The following is a 15,741-nucleotide window of genomic DNA, read 5'->3' as shown; positions in this document are numbered from 1 at the left end:
CCCCGCGGTCGTGAGAGGCGAACAGGCCTGTTGTAGGGGATGCCAATGGGCCGAACCGGGGCACCATGGAGGTTACGGACCAGGAGGAGGGTGCCGCGATGCACGGTTCCACGGACGGTTCCACGAAGGCGATGGGGGCGCTCACCGTCGGCGCGCTCGTCGTGGTGACGGCCTACACGGTGGCGCTCGGCGGCAACGGCTGGCTGTGGTTCGGCTGGGTCGTGCTGGGCCTGGTGACGCTGGGCCTGGTGGTCACCCGCGGCACCTGAGGCGGCTCACTCCCCGGTGAGCCGCGTCGCCGAGTGGACGCCCGGCTGGTACTTCGGCAGCCGGGCGCTGATCTTCATGCCCGCACCCCGCGCGGTCTCGATGACCAGTCCGTGGTCGTCGCCGTAGACCTGGCGGAGCCGGTCGTCGACGTTGGACAGGCCGATGCCGCCGGACGGGCTGTCCTCACCCGCGAGGATGCGGCGCAGCAGGCCGGGGTCCATGCCGGCGCCGTCGTCCTCGATGACGACCACCGCCTCGGCGCCCGCGTCCCTCGCGGTGATCCTGATGTGACAGGTGCCGGTCTTGCCCTCCAGGCCGTGCTTGACGGCGTTCTCCACCAGCGGTTGCAGGCACAGGAACGGCAGCGCGATGGGAAGCACCTCGGGCGCGATCTGGAGGGTGACCGAGAGACGGTCGCCGAAGCGGGCGCGTACGAGCGCCAGATAGTGCTCGATGGCGTGGAGTTCGTCGGCGAGCGTGGTGAAGTCGCCGTGTCTGCGGAACGAGTAGCGGGTGAAGTCGGCGAACTCCAGCAGCAGGTCCCGCGCCCGCTCGGGGTCGGTGCGGACGAACGAGGCGATCACCGCGAGCGAGTTGAAGATGAAGTGCGGGGAGATCTGCGCGCGCAGGGCCTTGATCTCGGCCTCGATGAGCCGGGTGCGGGACCGGTCCAGGTCGGCGAGCTCGAGCTGTACGGAGACCCAGCGGGCGACCTCGGCCGCGGCGCGGGCCAGTACGGCCGACTCGCGGGGCGCGCAGGCGACGAGGGCGCCGTGCACGCGGTCGTCGACGGTGAGCGGGGTGACGACGGCCCAGCGCACCGGGCAGTCCGGGGTCCGGCAGGTGAGCCGGAAGGCCTCGCCGCGGCCGGTCTCCAGGGGCCCGGCGAGGCGTTCCATGATCTCGGTGCGGTGATGGCCGCCCACACCGTCCCAGGCGAGGACCCGCTCGTCGTCGGTGAGGCAGAGCGCGTCGGTGCCGAGCAGGGAGCGCAGCCGGCGGGCCGACTTGCGGGCGGTCTCCTCGGTCAGCCCGGCCCGCAGTGGGGGCGCCGCGAGCGAGGCGGCGTGCAGGGTCTGGAAGGTGGCGTGCTCCACGGGGGTGCCGAGCCCGCCGAGGCTCTGCGGGCGGGCGGTGCGCCGGCCGAGCCAGTAGCCCGCGGCGAGCAGCGGCAGCGCGGCCACGCACAGCCCGGCGAGGAAGCCGCTCATCCCGTCACCTCCGCCCGCATCTGCTCGGGCAGGTGGAACCGGGCCAGGACGGCCGCCGTCCCGGCCGGCACCCGGCCGGGCGTGGCAAGGGACACCAGTGTCATCGTGAGGAAGCCCAGCGGCACCGACCACAGGGCGGGCCAGGCGAGCAGCGCGTGCAGCGGCCCGTTGCCGGGAAATCCGGCCATGGTCACGGCGACGGCGACGAGCGCGGCGCCACCGCCCGCCAGCATCCCGGCGGCCGCGCCGGGCGGGGTGAGCCGCCGCCACCAGATACCGAGGACGAGCAGTGGGCAGAAGGAGGAGGCCGACACCGCGAAGGCGAGTCCGACGGCGTCGGCGACGGGCAGCCCGCCGACCAGGACGCTCGCGACGAGCGGTACGGCCATGGCGAGCACCGTGCCGAGCCGGAAGTGGCGCACTCCGCGCGAGGGCAGCACGTCCTGGGTGAGCACCCCGGCCACCGCCATGGTCACGCCGGAGGCGGTCGACAGGAACGCCGCGAACGCGCCGCCCGCGACCAGGGCGCCCAGCAGGTCGCCGCCGAGACCGCCGATCACCCGGTCGGGCAGCAGCAGCACGGCGGCGTCCGCGCTGCCGGTGAGAGTGAGTTCGGGGGCGTAGACGCGGCCGAGGGCGCCGTAGACCGGGGGCAGCAGGTAGAAGGCGCCGATCAGGCCGAGCACGGCCACCGTGGTACGGCGGGCGGCCACACCATGCGGGCTGGTGTAGAAGCGGACGACGACGTGCGGCAGGCCCATGGTGCCGAGGAAGGTGGCGAGGATCAGTCCGTAGGTGGCGTACAGGGGGCGTTCCTCGCGGCCCGCGGCCAGTGAGGTGGACATGCCGCCGCTGCCGCCGCGGGCGGCGGCCACCGGGACTTCGGCTCCCCGGGCGAAGGTGAGCCGGGTGCCGCCGTCGACGCGGTGCGTCCCGGCCGGCAGGCTCACCCGCCGCTCGCGGTGCGCGCGGCCGTCGACGGTGCCGGTCACGGTGACGGTGAGCGGGCGCTCCAGCCTGAGGTCGAGGGTTTCCGCGACGCGCACGGTGCGCTGCTCGCGGAAGGCGGCCGGTTCGTCGTAGGCGCGTGGTGCCCCGTCGGCCTGCCAGGCGAGGACGAGGAAGAGGGCGGGGACGAGCAGCGCGGTCAGTTTCAGCCAGTACTGGAAGGCCTGGACGAAGGTGATGCTGCGCATTCCACCCGCGGCGACGATGGCGACCACGACGACGGCGACGATCACCGCGCCGAGCGCGTCGGGCGCGCCGGTCAGGACCGCCAGGGTGAGTCCGGCTCCCTGGAGCTGCGGCAGCAGGTACAGCCAGCCGACGCCGACGACGAAGGCGCCCGCGAGCCGCCGCACGCCCTGGGAGGCGAGCCGGGCCTCGGCGAAGTCGGGCAGGGTGTAGGCCCCGGACCGGCGCAGTGGCGCGGCGACGAACAGCAGCAGGACCAGGTAGCCGGCCGTGTAGCCGACGGGGTACCACAGCATGTCGGCGCCCTGGACGAGGACCAGTCCGGCTATGCCGAGGAAGGAGGCCGCGGAGAGGTACTCCCCGCTGATGGCGGCCGCGTTCAGGCGCGGGCCCACGGTGCGGGAGGCGACGTAGAAGTCGGAGGTGGTGCGGGAGATGCGCAGGCCGAAGGCGCCGACGAGGATCGTGGCGACCACGACGAGGGCGACGGCGGGGACGGTGTAGGCGGAGTTCACGGTGCTCAGCGGTCTCCGACGAGCCGTACGAAGTCGCGTTCGTTGCGCTCGGCGCGGCGCACGTACCAGCGGGCGAGGAGCACCAGCGGGACGTAGAGGCCGAAGCCGAGGACCGCCCACTTCAGCCTGCGGGCGTCGGGGGCCGCGGCGAACACCAGCGGCAGCGGGCCCATGAGGAGCACGAGCACCGCGAACACCGTGAGGCCGGCCCGTAGTTGGCTGCGCATCAGGGAGCGGACGTAGGTGTGGCCGAGGGTGGTCTGCTCGTCGATCTCCGTGCGCGGGCGGTAGTGGACCGGGGCCCGGCGGGTGCGGCGGGGCGGGCCGGTGACGACGACACGGCGTTCGGTCGGGTCCTGCGGCATGGCGTACGGCTCCCTAGCGCGCGGTGCGGCGGATCAGCAGCTCGCGCAGTTCCCGCGCGTGCCGCCGGCTGACCTGGAGTTCCTCGGTGCCGACCAGGACGCTCACCGTGCCCGCGTCCAGGCGGAGTTCACCGATGTGGTGCAGGGCGACCAGGTGGCGGCGGTGGATGCGGACGAAGCCGCGGCCGCGCCAGCGCTCCTCCAGGGTGGACAGCGGGATGCGCACGAGGTGGCTGCCCCTGCCGGTGTGCAGCCGGGCGTAGTCGCCCTGCGCCTCGACGTGGGTGATGTCCTCGACGGCCACGAAGCGGGTCACTCCGCCGAGTTCGACGGGCAGATGGTCGGGGTCGGGCTCGCTGACCGGTATCCGCGGGGCGGCGCCGCGCAGTTGGGCGGCGCGGCGGACGGCCTCGGCGAGGCGTTCCTTGCGGACGGGCTTGAGGACGTAGTCGACGGCCTTGAGGTCGAAGGCCTGCACGGCGAAGTCCTCGTGGGCGGTGACGAACACGATCAGCGGCGGCTGGGCGAACCCGTTGAGCAGCCGGGCCAGGTCGAGGCCGTCGAGGCCCGGCATGTGGATGTCGAGGAAGACGACGTCGATCGCGTCGGGTCCGTCCGGGCCGGACTCCAGCGCCCGGTTGATACGGCGCAGCGCCTCGGTCGCGTCGCCGGCGCCCTCCACGCCGGCGATCCGGGGATCGGCGTTCAGGAGGTACAGCAGTTCCTCGAGCGAGGGGCGTTCGTCGTCGACGGCGAGGGCGCGCAGCATGAACGTGGAGTGTAGGGGCGAACAGCACGGTGTGACATGTGCCGGGCGCCGGCGTCCGCGCTGGATACAGTGCGGCCATGAACAGCAGGCCGGCACCGTTCGACGAACTCGACCGGAAGATCCTCACCGCTCTGATGGCGAACGCCCGCAGCAGTTTCGCCGAGATCGGCGCCGCCGTCGGCCTGTCCGCGACGGCCGTCAAGCGGCGCGTGGACCGGCTGCGCGAGAGCGGCGTGATCACCGGGTTCACGGCCACGGTGAAGCCGGCGGCGCTGGGCTGGCGCACGGAGGCGTACGTCGAGGTGTACTGCGAGGGCGCGGCCCCGCCGAGGCGGCTGGCGGAGGTGGTGCGCCACCATCCGGAGATCACGGCGGCGATGACGGTGACCGGCGGCGCGGACGCGCTGCTGCATGTGCGGGCGCGGGACGTGGAGCACTTCGAGGAGGTGCTGGAACGCATCCGTACGGAGCCGTTCATCCGCAAGACGATCAGCGTGATGGTGCTGTCCCACCTGCTGCCGGACAGTCCTGAGGCGGGCGCCAGCCAGCCTGCCCCGCCGGACGCATCAGACGTGCGCTGAGCGCCGGAAAGACGCAGCATCGCTGCTTCAACGCGCAGCTTTTGTTTCTTGTCGTTCGTCTTGGCCACTTCCTACCTTTGTTGCAACCCTGCAGCCACCCAGGAAGCGGAGGAACCCCTCTGTGCCCGAATCCCGTGTGCCGCGCCGGCGGCGCTTCCTCGTCTGCGAACCCAGACACTTCGCCGTGCAGTACGCGATCAACCCCTGGATGCATCCCGACGTCCCCGTGGACGTGCCCCTGGCCCAGGAGCAGTGGCACGAGCTGACGCGCGTCTACCGCGCCCACGGCCACACCGTCGACACCGTGGAGCCCGTGCCCGGACTGCCCGACATGGTCTTCGCCGCCAACGCGGCGGTGGTCGTGGACGGCCGCGTCTTCGGCTCCCTGTTCCGCGCGCCCGAGCGCCGTCCGGAGTCCCTTCCCTACGACACGTGGTTCAAGTCGGCCGGCTTCGACGTCTACCGCCCCGAGTCGGTCTGCGAGGGCGAGGGCGACTTCGTGCCGGCCGGTCGCTGGATCCTCGCCGGCACCGGCTTCCGCACCACCCGTGAGGCCCATCGCGAGGCGCAGGAGTTCCTCGGCGCCCCGGTGATCGGCCTGACCCTGGTGGACCCGTACTTCTACCACCTGGACACGGCGCTGTTCGTGCTCGACGACGAAGGCGAGGGAAACATCGCGTACTACCCGGACGCGTTCTCGCCGGGCAGCCGCGAGGTGCTCGCCAGGCTGTACCCGGACGCGCTGATCGCCACCCGGGAGGACGCCATGTCCTTCGGCCTGAACTCCGTCTCGGACGGCCGCCACGTCTTCATCTCGCCCGGGGCCACCGCCCTGGCCGATCAGCTCGCCGACCGCGGCTACGTCCCCGTCCCCGTCGACCTGTCCGAGTTCCACAAGGCCGGCGGCGGAATCAAGTGCTGCACCCAGGAGATCCGCTGATGACCGCACCCGCCCGTACCCGTACCTCCGCGGAGCTGATCGAGGCCGAGGAGCCGGTCCTCGCGCACAACTACCATCCGCTCCCCGTGGTCGTGGCCCGCGCCGAGGGCAGCTGGGTGGAGGACGTCGAGGGGCGCCGCTACCTCGACATGCTGGCCGGCTACTCGGCGCTGAACTTCGGTCACCGCCACCCCGTGCTGACGGAAGCGGCCCACCGCCAGCTCGACCTGCTCACCCTCACCTCGCGGGCGTTCCACAACGACCGTCTCGCCGGGTTCGCCGAGCGGCTCGCGGCGCTGACGGGGCAGGACATGGTGCTGCCGATGAACACCGGCGCCGAGGCGGTGGAGAGCGGCATCAAGGTCGCCCGCAAGTGGGCGTACGAGGTCAAGGGCGTCCCGGCCGACCGGGCGACGATCGTGGTCGCGGCGGACAACTTCCACGGCCGTACGACGACGATCGTCAGCTTCTCCACGGACGAGACGGCACGGTCGGGCTTCGGGCCGTTCACACCGGGCTTCAAGATCGTCCCGTACAACGATCCGGCGGCCCTGGAGGCGGCGGTCGACGAGACGACGGCGGCGGTGCTGATCGAGCCGATCCAGGGCGAGGCCGGCGTGCTCATCCCCGACGACGGCTACCTCACGGGCGTGCGGGAGCTGACCCGCCGCAAGGGCTGCCTGTTCATCGCGGACGAGATCCAGTCCGGCCTCGGCCGCACCGGGCGCACGCTCGCCGTCGACCACGAGGACGTCGTCCCGGACGTCCTGCTGCTGGGCAAGGCGCTCGGCGGCGGCATCGTGCCGGTGTCCGCGGTCGTCGGGTCCCGGGAGGTGCTCGGGGTGCTGCGGCCGGGTGAGCACGGGTCCACATTCGGCGGCAACCCGCTGGCCGCGGCGGTCGGCACGGCGGTGGTCGGGCTCCTGGAGACGGGCGAGTTCCAGCTCCGGGCGGCCGAGCTGGGCAAGGTGCTGCACGAGGGGCTCGTCGAGCTGGTCGGACGGGGTGTCGTCGGCTTCCGCTCGCGGGGCCTGTGGGCGGGCGTGGACGTGGATCCGGCGATCGGCACCGGGCGGGAGATCGGCGAACGCCTGATGCGGGAGGGTGTCCTGGCCAAGGACACCCACGGCTCCACGATCCGGCTGGCGCCGCCGCTGACCATCACCGAGGAGGAACTGCGCTCGGCGCTCGCCTCCCTGGAGAAGGTGCTGGCCGCCTGACGGACACCGTCGCCGGACGCACACCGCCGGGGCTCCCCGGCGGTGTGCGCTCCCGTCCGGCTCCTCGGCACGCGAAGGGGCCGGACGGGTCGCCTGGCCGGTGGCGGGCTGGGTACCCGCCTCGATGAGTGACTCTCCGAGGACTCTTTGAGGGGATGACTCCCATGCTGCTCATCGGCCTGCTCCTCCTCGCGGCGACGGCCGCCTTCACCGGCCTGGCCATCGCCGGCAACCTCGCCGGCGGCCCGCACTACCCGGTGTCGGTGCTCGGCAACCACATCGCCACCATGAACACGCTCGAGATCTTCAGCGCCGGTCTCGCCCTCGCCCTGCTCTTCTGCCTGGGCGCGAGCCTCATGGCCGGCGCGGCGACGCATCACCGGCACGCGCACCGGTCCACGCACCGCTTCGGCGGCCGCCATGACACCGGCACGCTGAACGAGCCCACGGGCCGGGACGGCCGCTGACACCTCCCACAGCTGGTGCGGTTGCCGGCCGCCGGTGCGGGCGCCGGCCGTGCGTGCCCGCGGCGATCACGTAGGCCCGCGGAGCAGCTGGTGCCGCGGCCGGCAACGTTCGCGACGGGGCAAACGTCGCCAGCCGGGGCACCAGCGCCGCGTGGGCAGCGCGCGTCCGCTGTCAGTCCTGGCGGCGCCCGCGCCGCAGCAGGTGCCGCGCGATCAGCGCGACGACGAGGACCGCGAGCGCCACGAGCACGTACACCTGGTAGCGGCTGATCTCGGCGTAGACCGTGTCGATGTGCGTGCCCGCCACGTAGGCGAGGCTCACCCACAGGCCGACCCACAGCGCCGCGCCGAGCGCGTTGAAGGCGAGGAAGCGGAGCCAGTGCATGCCCGTGGTCCCGGCGATGATGCCGTTGGCCTGGCGCAGGCCCTCGATGAACCGGGCCACCACGACGATCTTGCCGCCGTGCCGGCCGAAGAACCGCTCGGCCGCCGCGAACCGCTCCGGCGTCAGGAAGATGTACCGGCCCCAGCGGTGCACGAAGGGACGTCCGCCGAGATGGCCGACGAGGTAGCCGATGTTGTCGCCGACGACGGCCGCGGCGAACGCGATCAGGGCCACGGCCACGACGTCGAGCTGCCCCGCCCCGGCATACACCCCGGCCGCGATCAGGATCGTCTCGCCCGGCGCGGGGACGCCGAAGTCCTCCACGAGGACCACGCCGCCCACGGCCCAGTACCCGTAGTGGCTGAGCAGCGGTGCCAGGTGCTCCAGCGGACCCGGAAGCGGAGGGGCCATGCCCACACCGTACGACGCCGGGCGAACGGTCACCGGCAGGCACGGCACCGCGCGACCCGCACGTGTCGGACGGCGCCCCGCGGCCCCGCCGGTGCTGGTGCCCGGTCAGAAAGGCAGCACGGAGGAGAACATGAGCTCGTCCGGCCCCGGGCCGACCGCCTGCTCGGCCCAGATGGTCTTCCCGCGCCGGCTGTAACGGCTGCCCCAGCGGGTGCTGAGCTGGGCCACGAGAAACAGGCCCCGCCCCCCTTCGTCGGTGGTGCGGGCCCGGCGCAGGCGGGGCTGGGTGTTGCTCGGGTCGCTGACCTCGCAGACCAGGACGTCCTCGTGGATCCGCCGCAGCCCGATGGGGCCGCCGGCGTAGCGGATGGCGTTGGTGACCAGTTCGCTGACCACGAGCTCGGTGCTGAAGGCGATGTCGTCGAGCCCTCACTCGGCGAGCCGGCGGGTGGCGGCCTCCCGGGCGTCGGCCACGCTGGCGGGGTGCGCGGGGAACTCCCAGTCGGCGACGGACTCCGCGGGGACGGCGCGGGTGCGGACGAGCAGCAGCGCGATGTCGTCCCTGGGCGGATGGTCGTCGAGGTCGGCGAGGAGCGCCCGGCCGATCTCCTCCAGCGGTCGGCCTGGACGGCAGCAGGCGGCGAGGCGGTCGGTCAGCCGGCGCAGTCCGGCGTCGGTGTCGCCGTCGTCGCCCTTGATCAGTCCGTCGGTGTACAGGGCGAGGACGCTGCCGGGTGCGAGATCGACCGTGACGGTCTCGAAGGGCATGCCGCCGACGCCCAGGGGCGGGCCGGGAGAGAGGTCCACGGGCCGGGCCCTGCCGTCGCAGGGGACGAGGACGGGTACCGGATGCCCGGCGCTGGCGAGGGCGCAGCGGCGGGCGACCGGGTCGTGGAGGGCGTACAGGCAGGTGGCCCCGACGGTGTCCCGGTTCTCGGGGGCGGCCTCCCCCGCGAGCCGCTGCACCAGGTCGTCGAGGTGGGTGAGCAGGTCGTCGCAGTCGAGTTCCAGGTCGGCCAGGGTCTGCACGGCGGTGCGCAGCCGGCCCATGGTGGCGGAGGCGTGCAGACCGTGCCCGAAGACGTCGCCGACGACGAACGCGGCCCGCAGCGAGGGCGGTGAGAGGACGTCGAACCAGTCGCCGCTGATCTCCGCCCCGCCGCCCGCGGGCCGGTAGACGCCGACGGTCTCGGCGGCCGGGGTCTCGGTGGTCGCGCGCGGCAGAAGGCGCCTTTGGAGCGCGACGACGGCCGCACGGCGCTCGCGCGTGTAGCGGCGGGCGTTGTCGACGCTGAGCGCGGCCCTGGAGGCGATCTTCTTCAGCAGGTCGCCCTCGTCCTCGTCGAAGGGCTCTCCCTGCCCGGTGCGGCAGACCCCGACGACGCCGAGCACCGAGCCGCGTGCGACCAGTGGCGCCACGGCGATCCAGCGCGCGTCGTCGGGCACCAGCAACTCGATCAGGTGCGGCTCACCGAACATGGCGCTGATGGTCTCGCTGTCGGCGACGACGACGTCGCCGCGCTGGACCGCGAGCAGGGTGGGCCCATTATCGGCGATTTGAGACAGCCTGCGCCTCCGCTCCCCCGCCGGGCCCACCCGACGACGCCGGTCCGGCACACGGCCGGCGGCCCCGGGAGCGCCCCGCGCGCAGCGCGGTCCGGGCCGAGGGGGCGCACGTCTGGTCACGCAGGTGCCGGGGCCCTGGCGGGTGGTCAGCAGTCATCGACGGCCGACACGCGCCGCACCGCCTGCATCCGGACTGTTCTCGGCCGTCCGACGACCTCGGAACCGCAGGAAGCCTCAGACCCCCGGTCCGGCCCCCGTCGCGCGCGTAATTCGGACCGCTACCGCGTCGGCTGCCGGCGGTGGGGCGCGGCCACGTCCCGGCTGGTGGCCAGGTGCTTCATGACCAGTTCCTCGACCCTCGGCACATCCCGGTCCGCGATCGCCTCGTAGAGCGCCTCGTGTTCCTTCGCGACGGTCACGAGGTCGTCGTGCTGGGCCAGCAGCCAGCGCATACGGCTTCGGAGCGTGGTACCCAGTTCGTTCAGCAGCTCGTTGGCGGCCATCGCCGTCACGGTCTCGTGGAAGTCGGCCGCGGCACGCCGGGCCTTGACGGCGTCGCCCCGGCGTGCAGCTTCGAGCTCGGCGTCCAGGTCCGCGCGCAGCTTCTCCAGGCCGGCGCGGTTGCGTCGCTGGGCCGCGAGCCGGAACGTCAGCGTCTCCAGGGCGGTGCGGACCTCGTCGAGGTCGGAGATGTCGGTGGAGGTGAACTCGCGCACGACGGCCCACGTCCGCGGACGCGGCGTGACCAGTCCCTCCGCCACCAGCGCCTTCAGCGCCTCCCGGATCGGGAGCCTGCTCACGCCGAGTTCCGCGGCGAGCTCCCGTTCGACGAGCTTGCTGCCGGGCCGACGGTCGCCGTCGAGGATCTGGTCGCGCAACTGCCGTGTGACGCGTTCGGACTCGGACTCAAAACCCTCGGACCCTGCCATGGGCCTCATTCTCGCAGGTACGCGCCACCGTCCGCCCCGTACCGGCGCGTCCGCCCGGCGCCGGGTTCGTTCACGCTCCCTGGCGGTCCACCGAGCCCAGCCACTGCGTCAGGGCCTGGCACACCTCGTCCGGGCCGGGGTCCTCGGCCGCCCACGCGGCATAACCGTCGGGCCGGACCAGGAGGGTCGGGCGCAGGCTGGTCGCCGGGGAGACTGTCACCACTCGCCCCGCCCACGGCGCCGCAGCCGCAGCAACATCGCGGCCCACCAGCACGAACTTGCCCTCCCGCAGTGCCTCATAGAGCCGGGCCGGCGTGTCTGCCAGACGGAGATCCGGTACCCGGCGTCCGACGAGCGGATGAGAGCCGCGGGGTGCCCGGTAGGTGATCCCGATGCCGGAAATGCCGTGAGGCGTACGTGCGGGCAGAGCCGGGCCTGATGGTGGAGGTCCTGGCGGGCACGACTCGGCATCCCGTGGTGGCGGTGACAAGGCTGCGCTGATCGGCGGGAGCTTCAGCCGGGCTGATTCCGATCAACTGTCGGTCAGGCTGTCGACGGCTGCCTCGTTGGGGCACTTACCGCCAGGTTCGGGGTATATCGGCCGGATTTGGGCCGCTACGTTCTGCGGTCCGACGGTTCATCAGGGAGGCACATCACAACATGCGTACGCGTATCCGGCTGGCGGCGGTGGCCGCTGCTGCGGCTGTACTGACGGGCTGTACCAGCACCGGCACCAGCTCGGGGGGCAGCGGCGACGGGGCAGCGGCGATGCCAAGGTGGAGTCGAAGCCGGGCGGGGTGCACAGGCCCGAGGGCGACGTCAAGATCACGAAGTGTTCGTCGACGGCTCCGGCACGCGCTCCAGCGAGGGCATGGCGATGGTGAACAACCTGGCGGCGGGCCAGAAGGCCAACGAGAAGGCCGGGGGTCTCACCAAGGCACCCGATGGATTGAAGTGCCGTATCACCAAGGTCAGTCGGCACTGACCTGACATGGGACTCTGCGGTGCGAGGCCACCGCCGAGGAGTTCGGCGGGGGGCCTCGTCGTGTGTCTGCGTTGTCGTCGCCGCGGCGCACGGCATGGCGGCTGAAGCGAGGGCATACGGCAACCGTCGCCCACAAGCAGACTTGTTGGGCGACGGTTCCAGTCTCCATGGGGAGGCCGGCACCTATGGCTTCACAGGATCACCATTCCCCAGCTCCAGCCACCACACATCGTTGCCCCGGACAAGGTCCACCACCTGCCTCTGTCCGTCGCCGAAGCGAAGTTCGACGGCGGCCAGACCCGGTACGACGGGGTCCGATACGACTGCTTCGACCGGCTCGCCGGCGTGTGCGCCATACCTGGAGATCAAGCCTTGCGCGGCCCGCTCTCTGGCGGTGTACCAGGGCGCGCCGATACGCGCCAGGTCCGCGGGCTCACCGGCCTGAAGGCGTTGGACGTACACCTTGACGAGCGGTTCGACCTCGTCGGCGACTTCCTTCGCCTCAGGGTAGGTGGACTCTTCGGGGCGGAGCGTTACGTTCACCTCGGGCGTAGCCCGCAGTGCGTAGGGGGCGGAGGGCTCCCGGAGCAGCCACCATGCGGCGGCAGCCGTCACCAGAAGGGCCAGAGCCGTCACCATGACCCAAAGACGCTTTCTGGGGAGTTCAGGCATCAGCACCAACCCGGCTTGATACGGACAATGTCCGCCCAGGTGCCCCGCCGACTGTTGACGTAGACATCGAGGCGCTGGTTCAGACGGTTGTTGTTGTACGCGCTCACGTAGGCGTCACCGGCCTTGGCTTCCTTCTTCTTGGTCTCCGTGTTCACCGCAAAGGTGGCGCTCCGGGAGACGAACTGCCGCATCTGTCGGCGACGGTCCAGGTCTGCGAGTTTTCGCCCGGCTCATCGGCAAGCTTCGATGAACGCCCGCGAGATTGGCCAGGACAAGTGGGAGAGGCCCTGGCCGATCACTTGGCATCGGTACCGCGTCTCTACTCGACCTCACCGACTGAGGGAGCTCGTGAACCGGCTCTGAACTGTGGCAATTCAGAGGCTACAGAGGTTCGTGACGGCAGCTGAGGGATTTTTGCGCCCAGGCGGTACTGAGTCCCAGGCAGGGGGTGACGGCCCGGTGCTGGGGGACCTGCGTTCACTCGCCCGGGAAGCGCGCGAGGAGGGCACCCCGACGGGTCCGCCGGGAGGACGACACGGCGGAACGTGCCTGCCTCGTACAGCCTGACGGCCATGCCGAAGGCGCGGCTCTCCCATGGCTCGGTCCGCATGCGCCTGCTCGAATACCGGCCTAGGTTGGCAATGGATGCAAGTAAACCCCAGTCGCGTCGGGCGAAAATGGAAAGGTGCTCCCTGATGGCGAAGCTGCTGTTCGTGATGACCGGAGCCACGTACTGGACGCTCAAGGACGGCACCCGACATGCAACCGGTTACTGGGCCGAGGAGTTCGCGGCCCCGTACAAGGCGCTCACGGAAGCCGGCCACGAGATCGTGGTGGCCACCCCCAATGGCGTGGTCCCGAACGTGGACATGATGAGCCTCCGCCCCGAGATGGCAGGCAGTGCCGAGATCGCCCTCGACCTCGAGCACATCATCCGCTCCGCGGAGGAGATGCGGCGGCCGATCCGGCTGTCGGACGCCCGCCTGGAAGATTACGACGCCGTCTACTTCCCGGGCGGCCACGGCCCGATGGAGGACCTGTGCGTCGACGCCGACGCGGGCCGGCTGCTGACCGCGGCGCTCGCCTCGGGCAAACCACTCGCCGTCGTGTGCCACGCCCCTGCCGCGATGCTGGCCACCAGGATGCACGGTGCCTCGCCCTTCGCCGGCTACCGGGTCACGGCCTTCACCAACGACGAGGAAGAGGCCGTCGGACTGGCCTCCCGGGCTCGGTGGCTCCTGGAGGACGAACTGAAGGACCTGGGCGTCGACTTCACTCGCGGCGAGATCTGGAAACCGTACACGGTGGTGGACCGCAACCTGTACACGGGACAAAACCCCGCTTCGGCAGGAGTCCTTGCGGAGCGCCTGCTGAAGGAGGCGTTGACGTAGACAAACCTCCCCCATTTCCCCATCCATGGACGAGTGCCCATTATGTATGGGTAGCACGGCTTTCGGTGGACGGAGTCAGGCTCGATGGACGCGAATCTGGCTGCCCTGGTTGCCGTGGTGGTCATCGCCTTGGCGTTCGACTTCACCAACGGCTTCCACGATGCCGCCAACGCGATCGCGACGTCGATCTCCACCCGTGCGCTGACCCCGAGTGCCGCGCTGGCGCTCGCGGCGTGCATGAACTTCGCCGGTGCGGCGCTGGGCACGGGGGTGGCGAAGACGGTCGGCTCGGGCATCATCGCCACACCGACCGGCTCCCACGGTCTGAGCGTGGTGTTCGCCGCCCTGATCGGCGCCATCTGCTGGAACCTGATCACCTGGTGGCTGGGACTGCCCACCTCCTCCACCCACGCCCTGATCGGCGGGCTGGTCGGCGCCGCGCTCGCCGCCGCCAGCGGCGTCCACTGGAGCGGGGTGGTGGACAAGGTCGTCCTGCCGATGGTCTTCTCGCCCCTGCTCGGGGTCGTGCTCGGCTACCTGGTGCACACGTTGATCCTGTGGATCTTCCGGCGCGCCCGGCCGGCGAAGGCCATGCACGGTTTCCGTATCGCGCAGTCCGTCTCAGCGGCCGGGATGGGCCTGGGGCACGGCCTGCAGGACGCGCAGAAGACGATGGGCGTGATCGTTCTCGCGCTGGTCACCGCCGGGCAGCAGACCACGTTCGACGTGCCGTGGTGGGTCATCGGGGCGGTCGCCACCTCCATGGCAGCGGGAACGTACACGGGCGGCTGGCGCATCATCCGCACGCTGGGACGGCGGATCGTGCACCTTGACCCGCCGCGAGGTTTCGCCGCCGAGTCGGCCGCCGCGAGCGTGCTGTACGCGACGGCGTTCATCTGGCAGGCGCCGGTCTCGACCACACACACGATCACCTCCGCGATCCTCGGCGCCGGCGCGACCCGGCGGCTGTCCGCGGTGCGCTGGGCCATGGCCCGCAACATCGCCACCGCCTGGCTGCTGACCATGCCCGGCGCCGGACTGACCGCGGCCGCCACCTACGGACTCATTCACCTGGCCCTGGGAACCTGACCGTAAAGAGGTACGTGCGATGAACGACTTCGGCGCACACCCCCTCGCGCTCCAGCGGTACACGCACCTGCGCCCGGCGGACGGGATGTGCCTCATGGAGTACGTCTCGCTTCTGGCCGGTGCCGGCTTCAGCGACCGACCGGCGTGCACCGATGCCCTCCTGGCGGCCCTTGCCCGGATGGTCGACGATGCCGTGAGCGATGCCGGCCGCAGTCGGCTGATTCGCCTCGCACCCCTGCTGGTACGCGGTGCGCCGGGTGCGGGGGTGCGCGACCGGGTCGTCTTCCACTGCTGGGAGGCGGTCGGTGCCGCCGCGGCGTCCGGCAGCCGGGCCGAGCGGCGCGCGTGCCGCCGACGCGACATGGCCCGCGCACGGCTTCAGGCGTGCCTGTGGGAGGGGACGGTGGCGGCGTGGCTGCGCCTGCACGGCCCGGCACGTCGTGCCGTAGAAACCACGGTGCGGGTGTTGTCAGCCCTGCCTCCCGCCGAAGCCGACCGAGCACTGCTACGGCTGCTGACCCTGTGCGCCACGCAGACGGCACCGGATGACAGGCAGGAGCCAGGACGCCGCACGGCAGCACAGGAGCGGGACGTGTGCGCACCTCGGCGCCGACTCGCCGTGTCGGATCACGCACGGCGTTGACCTGCATGATCACGATTTGCCCACTTCGACCACGCGGGCGGCTTCGACGGGCTGGTCCGGCTGCGCGGGCGCTCCGGCCTGCCGCTGACCGTCCACCCCGCGGTCTGGACCCGCCGCCGCCTGGAACTACCCGCCGCC

At 71.8% G+C, this 15,741-nt stretch carries 18 protein-coding genes and 1 pseudogene; 9 read left to right on the top strand and 10 right to left on the bottom strand.

The genetic code is table 11. From position 1 onward, the window contains the following. The first annotated feature begins 98 nt into the window (after positions 1-98). Positions 99-269, top strand: a complete 171-nt coding sequence (locus CG719_RS05415; RefSeq protein ID WP_100567333.1) for a hypothetical protein — start codon at positions 99-101, stop codon at positions 267-269. Between the two features lie 6 nt (positions 270-275). Here the strand turns inward: CG719_RS05415 and CG719_RS05410 are convergent, their stop codons facing one another. The 4 genes from CG719_RS05410 to CG719_RS05395 are packed head-to-tail and all read right to left on the bottom strand — an operon-like array spanning position 276 to position 4,324. Beyond that, positions 276-1,481, bottom strand: coding sequence for a sensor histidine kinase (locus CG719_RS05410; protein WP_100567332.1), 1,206 nt, complete (start codon positions 1,479-1,481; stop codon positions 276-278). Then, complete coding sequence (locus tag CG719_RS05405; protein ID WP_100567331.1) at positions 1,478-3,190, bottom strand: sodium/solute symporter; 1,713 nt, start codon at positions 3,188-3,190, stop codon at positions 1,478-1,480. Before CG719_RS05405 ends, CG719_RS05410 begins: the two co-directional genes overlap by 4 nt. Positions 3,191-3,195: 5 nt before the next feature. Beyond that, entirely contained in the window at positions 3,196-3,555 is a 360-nt protein-coding gene (locus CG719_RS05400) for a hypothetical protein (RefSeq protein WP_100567330.1), read from the bottom strand. A 13-nt stretch (positions 3,556-3,568) separates the two neighbouring features. After that, positions 3,569-4,324: a LytR/AlgR family response regulator transcription factor gene (locus tag CG719_RS05395; protein ID WP_100567329.1), complete on the bottom strand. Its 756-nt coding sequence runs from the start codon at positions 4,322-4,324 to the stop codon at positions 3,569-3,571. Positions 4,325-4,401: 77 nt separating this feature from the next. Between CG719_RS05395 and CG719_RS05390 the strand changes: the two genes are divergently transcribed. The 4 genes from CG719_RS05390 (at position 4,402) to CG719_RS05375 (ending at position 7,532) form a co-directional block, all read left to right on the top strand. Further along, positions 4,402-4,905, top strand: a complete 504-nt coding sequence (locus tag CG719_RS05390) for an Lrp/AsnC family transcriptional regulator (RefSeq protein WP_100567328.1) — start codon at positions 4,402-4,404, stop codon at positions 4,903-4,905. A gap of 121 nt (positions 4,906-5,026) precedes the next feature. Continuing rightward, a complete protein-coding gene (gene ddaH / locus CG719_RS05385) occupies positions 5,027-5,845 on the top strand; it encodes a dimethylargininase (RefSeq protein WP_100567327.1) in 819 nt (272 codons plus the stop codon). Then, the gene (gene rocD / locus CG719_RS05380; RefSeq protein ID WP_100567326.1) at positions 5,845-7,065 is read left to right on the top strand and encodes an ornithine--oxo-acid transaminase; all 1,221 of its coding nucleotides are present in this window, start codon (positions 5,845-5,847) and stop codon (positions 7,063-7,065) included. Before ddaH ends, rocD begins: the two co-directional genes overlap by 1 nt. 155 nt (positions 7,066-7,220) lie before the next feature. Continuing rightward, the gene (locus CG719_RS05375) at positions 7,221-7,532 is read left to right on the top strand and encodes a hypothetical protein (protein ID WP_376496051.1); all 312 of its coding nucleotides are present in this window, start codon (positions 7,221-7,223) and stop codon (positions 7,530-7,532) included. Between the two features lie 172 nt (positions 7,533-7,704). Here the strand turns inward: CG719_RS05375 and CG719_RS05370 are convergent, their stop codons facing one another. The 4 genes and pseudogenes from CG719_RS05370 to CG719_RS37310 all read right to left on the bottom strand — a co-directional run bounded on the left by CG719_RS05370 (position 7,705) and on the right by CG719_RS37310 (position 11,313). Next, on the bottom strand, positions 7,705-8,328 hold the full coding sequence (locus CG719_RS05370) for a DedA family protein (protein WP_100567324.1): 624 nt from the start codon (positions 8,326-8,328) through the stop codon (positions 7,705-7,707). A 105-nt stretch (positions 8,329-8,433) separates the two neighbouring features. Continuing rightward, positions 8,434-9,870 (bottom strand): annotated as a pseudogene (locus CG719_RS05365) (ATP-binding SpoIIE family protein phosphatase); the annotation flags it as partial. Positions 9,871-10,172: 302 nt separating this feature from the next. Continuing rightward, a complete protein-coding gene (locus tag CG719_RS05360; protein ID WP_100567323.1) occupies positions 10,173-10,823 on the bottom strand; it encodes a GntR family transcriptional regulator in 651 nt (216 codons plus the stop codon). A gap of 70 nt (positions 10,824-10,893) precedes the next feature. Continuing rightward, on the bottom strand, positions 10,894-11,313 hold the full coding sequence (locus CG719_RS37310) for an aromatic-ring hydroxylase C-terminal domain-containing protein (protein WP_324838189.1): 420 nt from the start codon (positions 11,311-11,313) through the stop codon (positions 10,894-10,896). A 342-nt stretch (positions 11,314-11,655) separates the two neighbouring features. Between CG719_RS37310 and CG719_RS35290 the strand changes: the two genes are divergently transcribed. Next, on the top strand, positions 11,656-11,808 hold the full coding sequence (locus CG719_RS35290; protein ID WP_159024815.1) for a hypothetical protein: 153 nt from the start codon (positions 11,656-11,658) through the stop codon (positions 11,806-11,808). A 183-nt stretch (positions 11,809-11,991) separates the two neighbouring features. On the opposite strand, the gene CG719_RS05345 is transcribed toward CG719_RS35290, so the two are convergent. Both CG719_RS05345 and CG719_RS05340 read right to left on the bottom strand, forming a co-directional pair. Beyond that, positions 11,992-12,480 (bottom strand): hypothetical protein, encoded by a 489-nt coding sequence (locus CG719_RS05345; protein ID WP_159024814.1) that lies wholly within the window; start codon positions 12,478-12,480, stop codon positions 11,992-11,994. After that, entirely contained in the window at positions 12,480-12,635 is a 156-nt protein-coding gene (locus tag CG719_RS05340; RefSeq protein ID WP_159024813.1) for a hypothetical protein, read from the bottom strand. Before CG719_RS05340 ends, CG719_RS05345 begins: the two co-directional genes overlap by 1 nt. A 540-nt stretch (positions 12,636-13,175) precedes the next feature. On the opposite strand from CG719_RS05340, the gene CG719_RS05335 reads away from it, so the two are divergent. From CG719_RS05335 to CG719_RS05325, 3 genes are all read left to right on the top strand, one after another. Continuing rightward, a complete protein-coding gene (locus tag CG719_RS05335; protein ID WP_199836526.1) occupies positions 13,176-13,871 on the top strand; it encodes a type 1 glutamine amidotransferase domain-containing protein in 696 nt (231 codons plus the stop codon). A gap of 84 nt (positions 13,872-13,955) precedes the next feature. Beyond that, positions 13,956-14,960 (top strand): inorganic phosphate transporter, encoded by a 1,005-nt coding sequence (locus CG719_RS05330; protein ID WP_100567319.1) that lies wholly within the window; start codon positions 13,956-13,958, stop codon positions 14,958-14,960. A gap of 94 nt (positions 14,961-15,054) precedes the next feature. After that, positions 15,055-15,603 carry a hypothetical protein gene (locus CG719_RS05325; protein ID WP_159024812.1) on the top strand — a complete coding sequence of 183 codons (549 nt, stop codon included), beginning with the start codon at positions 15,055-15,057 and terminating at the stop codon, positions 15,601-15,603. The last annotated feature ends 138 nt before the right edge of the window (positions 15,604-15,741 follow it).

The organism is Streptomyces sp. CB01373 (assembly GCF_002803075.1).
Classification (GTDB): Bacteria; Actinomycetota; Actinomycetes; order Streptomycetales; family Streptomycetaceae; genus Streptomyces.
This window is presented reverse-complemented; position numbering and strand designations above follow the sequence as displayed.

Excerpts from the sequence above, each read along its gene's own strand:
- CG719_RS05415 (WP_100567333.1), top strand. The coding sequence starts at position 99 with ATGCACGGTTCCACGGACGGTTCCACGAAGGCGATGGGGGCGCTCACC.
- CG719_RS05410 (WP_100567332.1), bottom strand. The coding sequence starts at position 1,481 with ATGAGCGGCTTCCTCGCCGGGCTGTGCGTGGCCGCGCTGCCGCTGCTC.
- CG719_RS05400 (WP_100567330.1), bottom strand. The coding sequence starts at position 3,555 with ATGCCGCAGGACCCGACCGAACGCCGTGTCGTCGTCACCGGCCCGCCC.
- CG719_RS05395 (WP_100567329.1), bottom strand. The coding sequence starts at position 4,324 with ATGCTGCGCGCCCTCGCCGTCGACGACGAACGCCCCTCGCTCGAGGAA.
- CG719_RS05390 (WP_100567328.1), top strand. The coding sequence starts at position 4,402 with ATGAACAGCAGGCCGGCACCGTTCGACGAACTCGACCGGAAGATCCTC.
- rocD (WP_100567326.1), top strand. The coding sequence starts at position 5,845 with ATGACCGCACCCGCCCGTACCCGTACCTCCGCGGAGCTGATCGAGGCC.
- CG719_RS05375 (WP_376496051.1), top strand. The coding sequence starts at position 7,221 with ATGACTCCCATGCTGCTCATCGGCCTGCTCCTCCTCGCGGCGACGGCC.
- CG719_RS05370 (WP_100567324.1), bottom strand. The coding sequence starts at position 8,328 with ATGGCCCCTCCGCTTCCGGGTCCGCTGGAGCACCTGGCACCGCTGCTC.
- CG719_RS05360 (WP_100567323.1), bottom strand. The coding sequence starts at position 10,823 with ATGGCAGGGTCCGAGGGTTTTGAGTCCGAGTCCGAACGCGTCACACGG.
- CG719_RS05345 (WP_159024814.1), bottom strand. The coding sequence starts at position 12,480 with ATGCCTGAACTCCCCAGAAAGCGTCTTTGGGTCATGGTGACGGCTCTG.
- CG719_RS05335 (WP_199836526.1), top strand. The coding sequence starts at position 13,176 with ATGGCGAAGCTGCTGTTCGTGATGACCGGAGCCACGTACTGGACGCTC.
- CG719_RS05330 (WP_100567319.1), top strand. The coding sequence starts at position 13,956 with ATGGACGCGAATCTGGCTGCCCTGGTTGCCGTGGTGGTCATCGCCTTG.
- CG719_RS05325 (WP_159024812.1), top strand. The coding sequence starts at position 15,055 with ATGGAGTACGTCTCGCTTCTGGCCGGTGCCGGCTTCAGCGACCGACCG.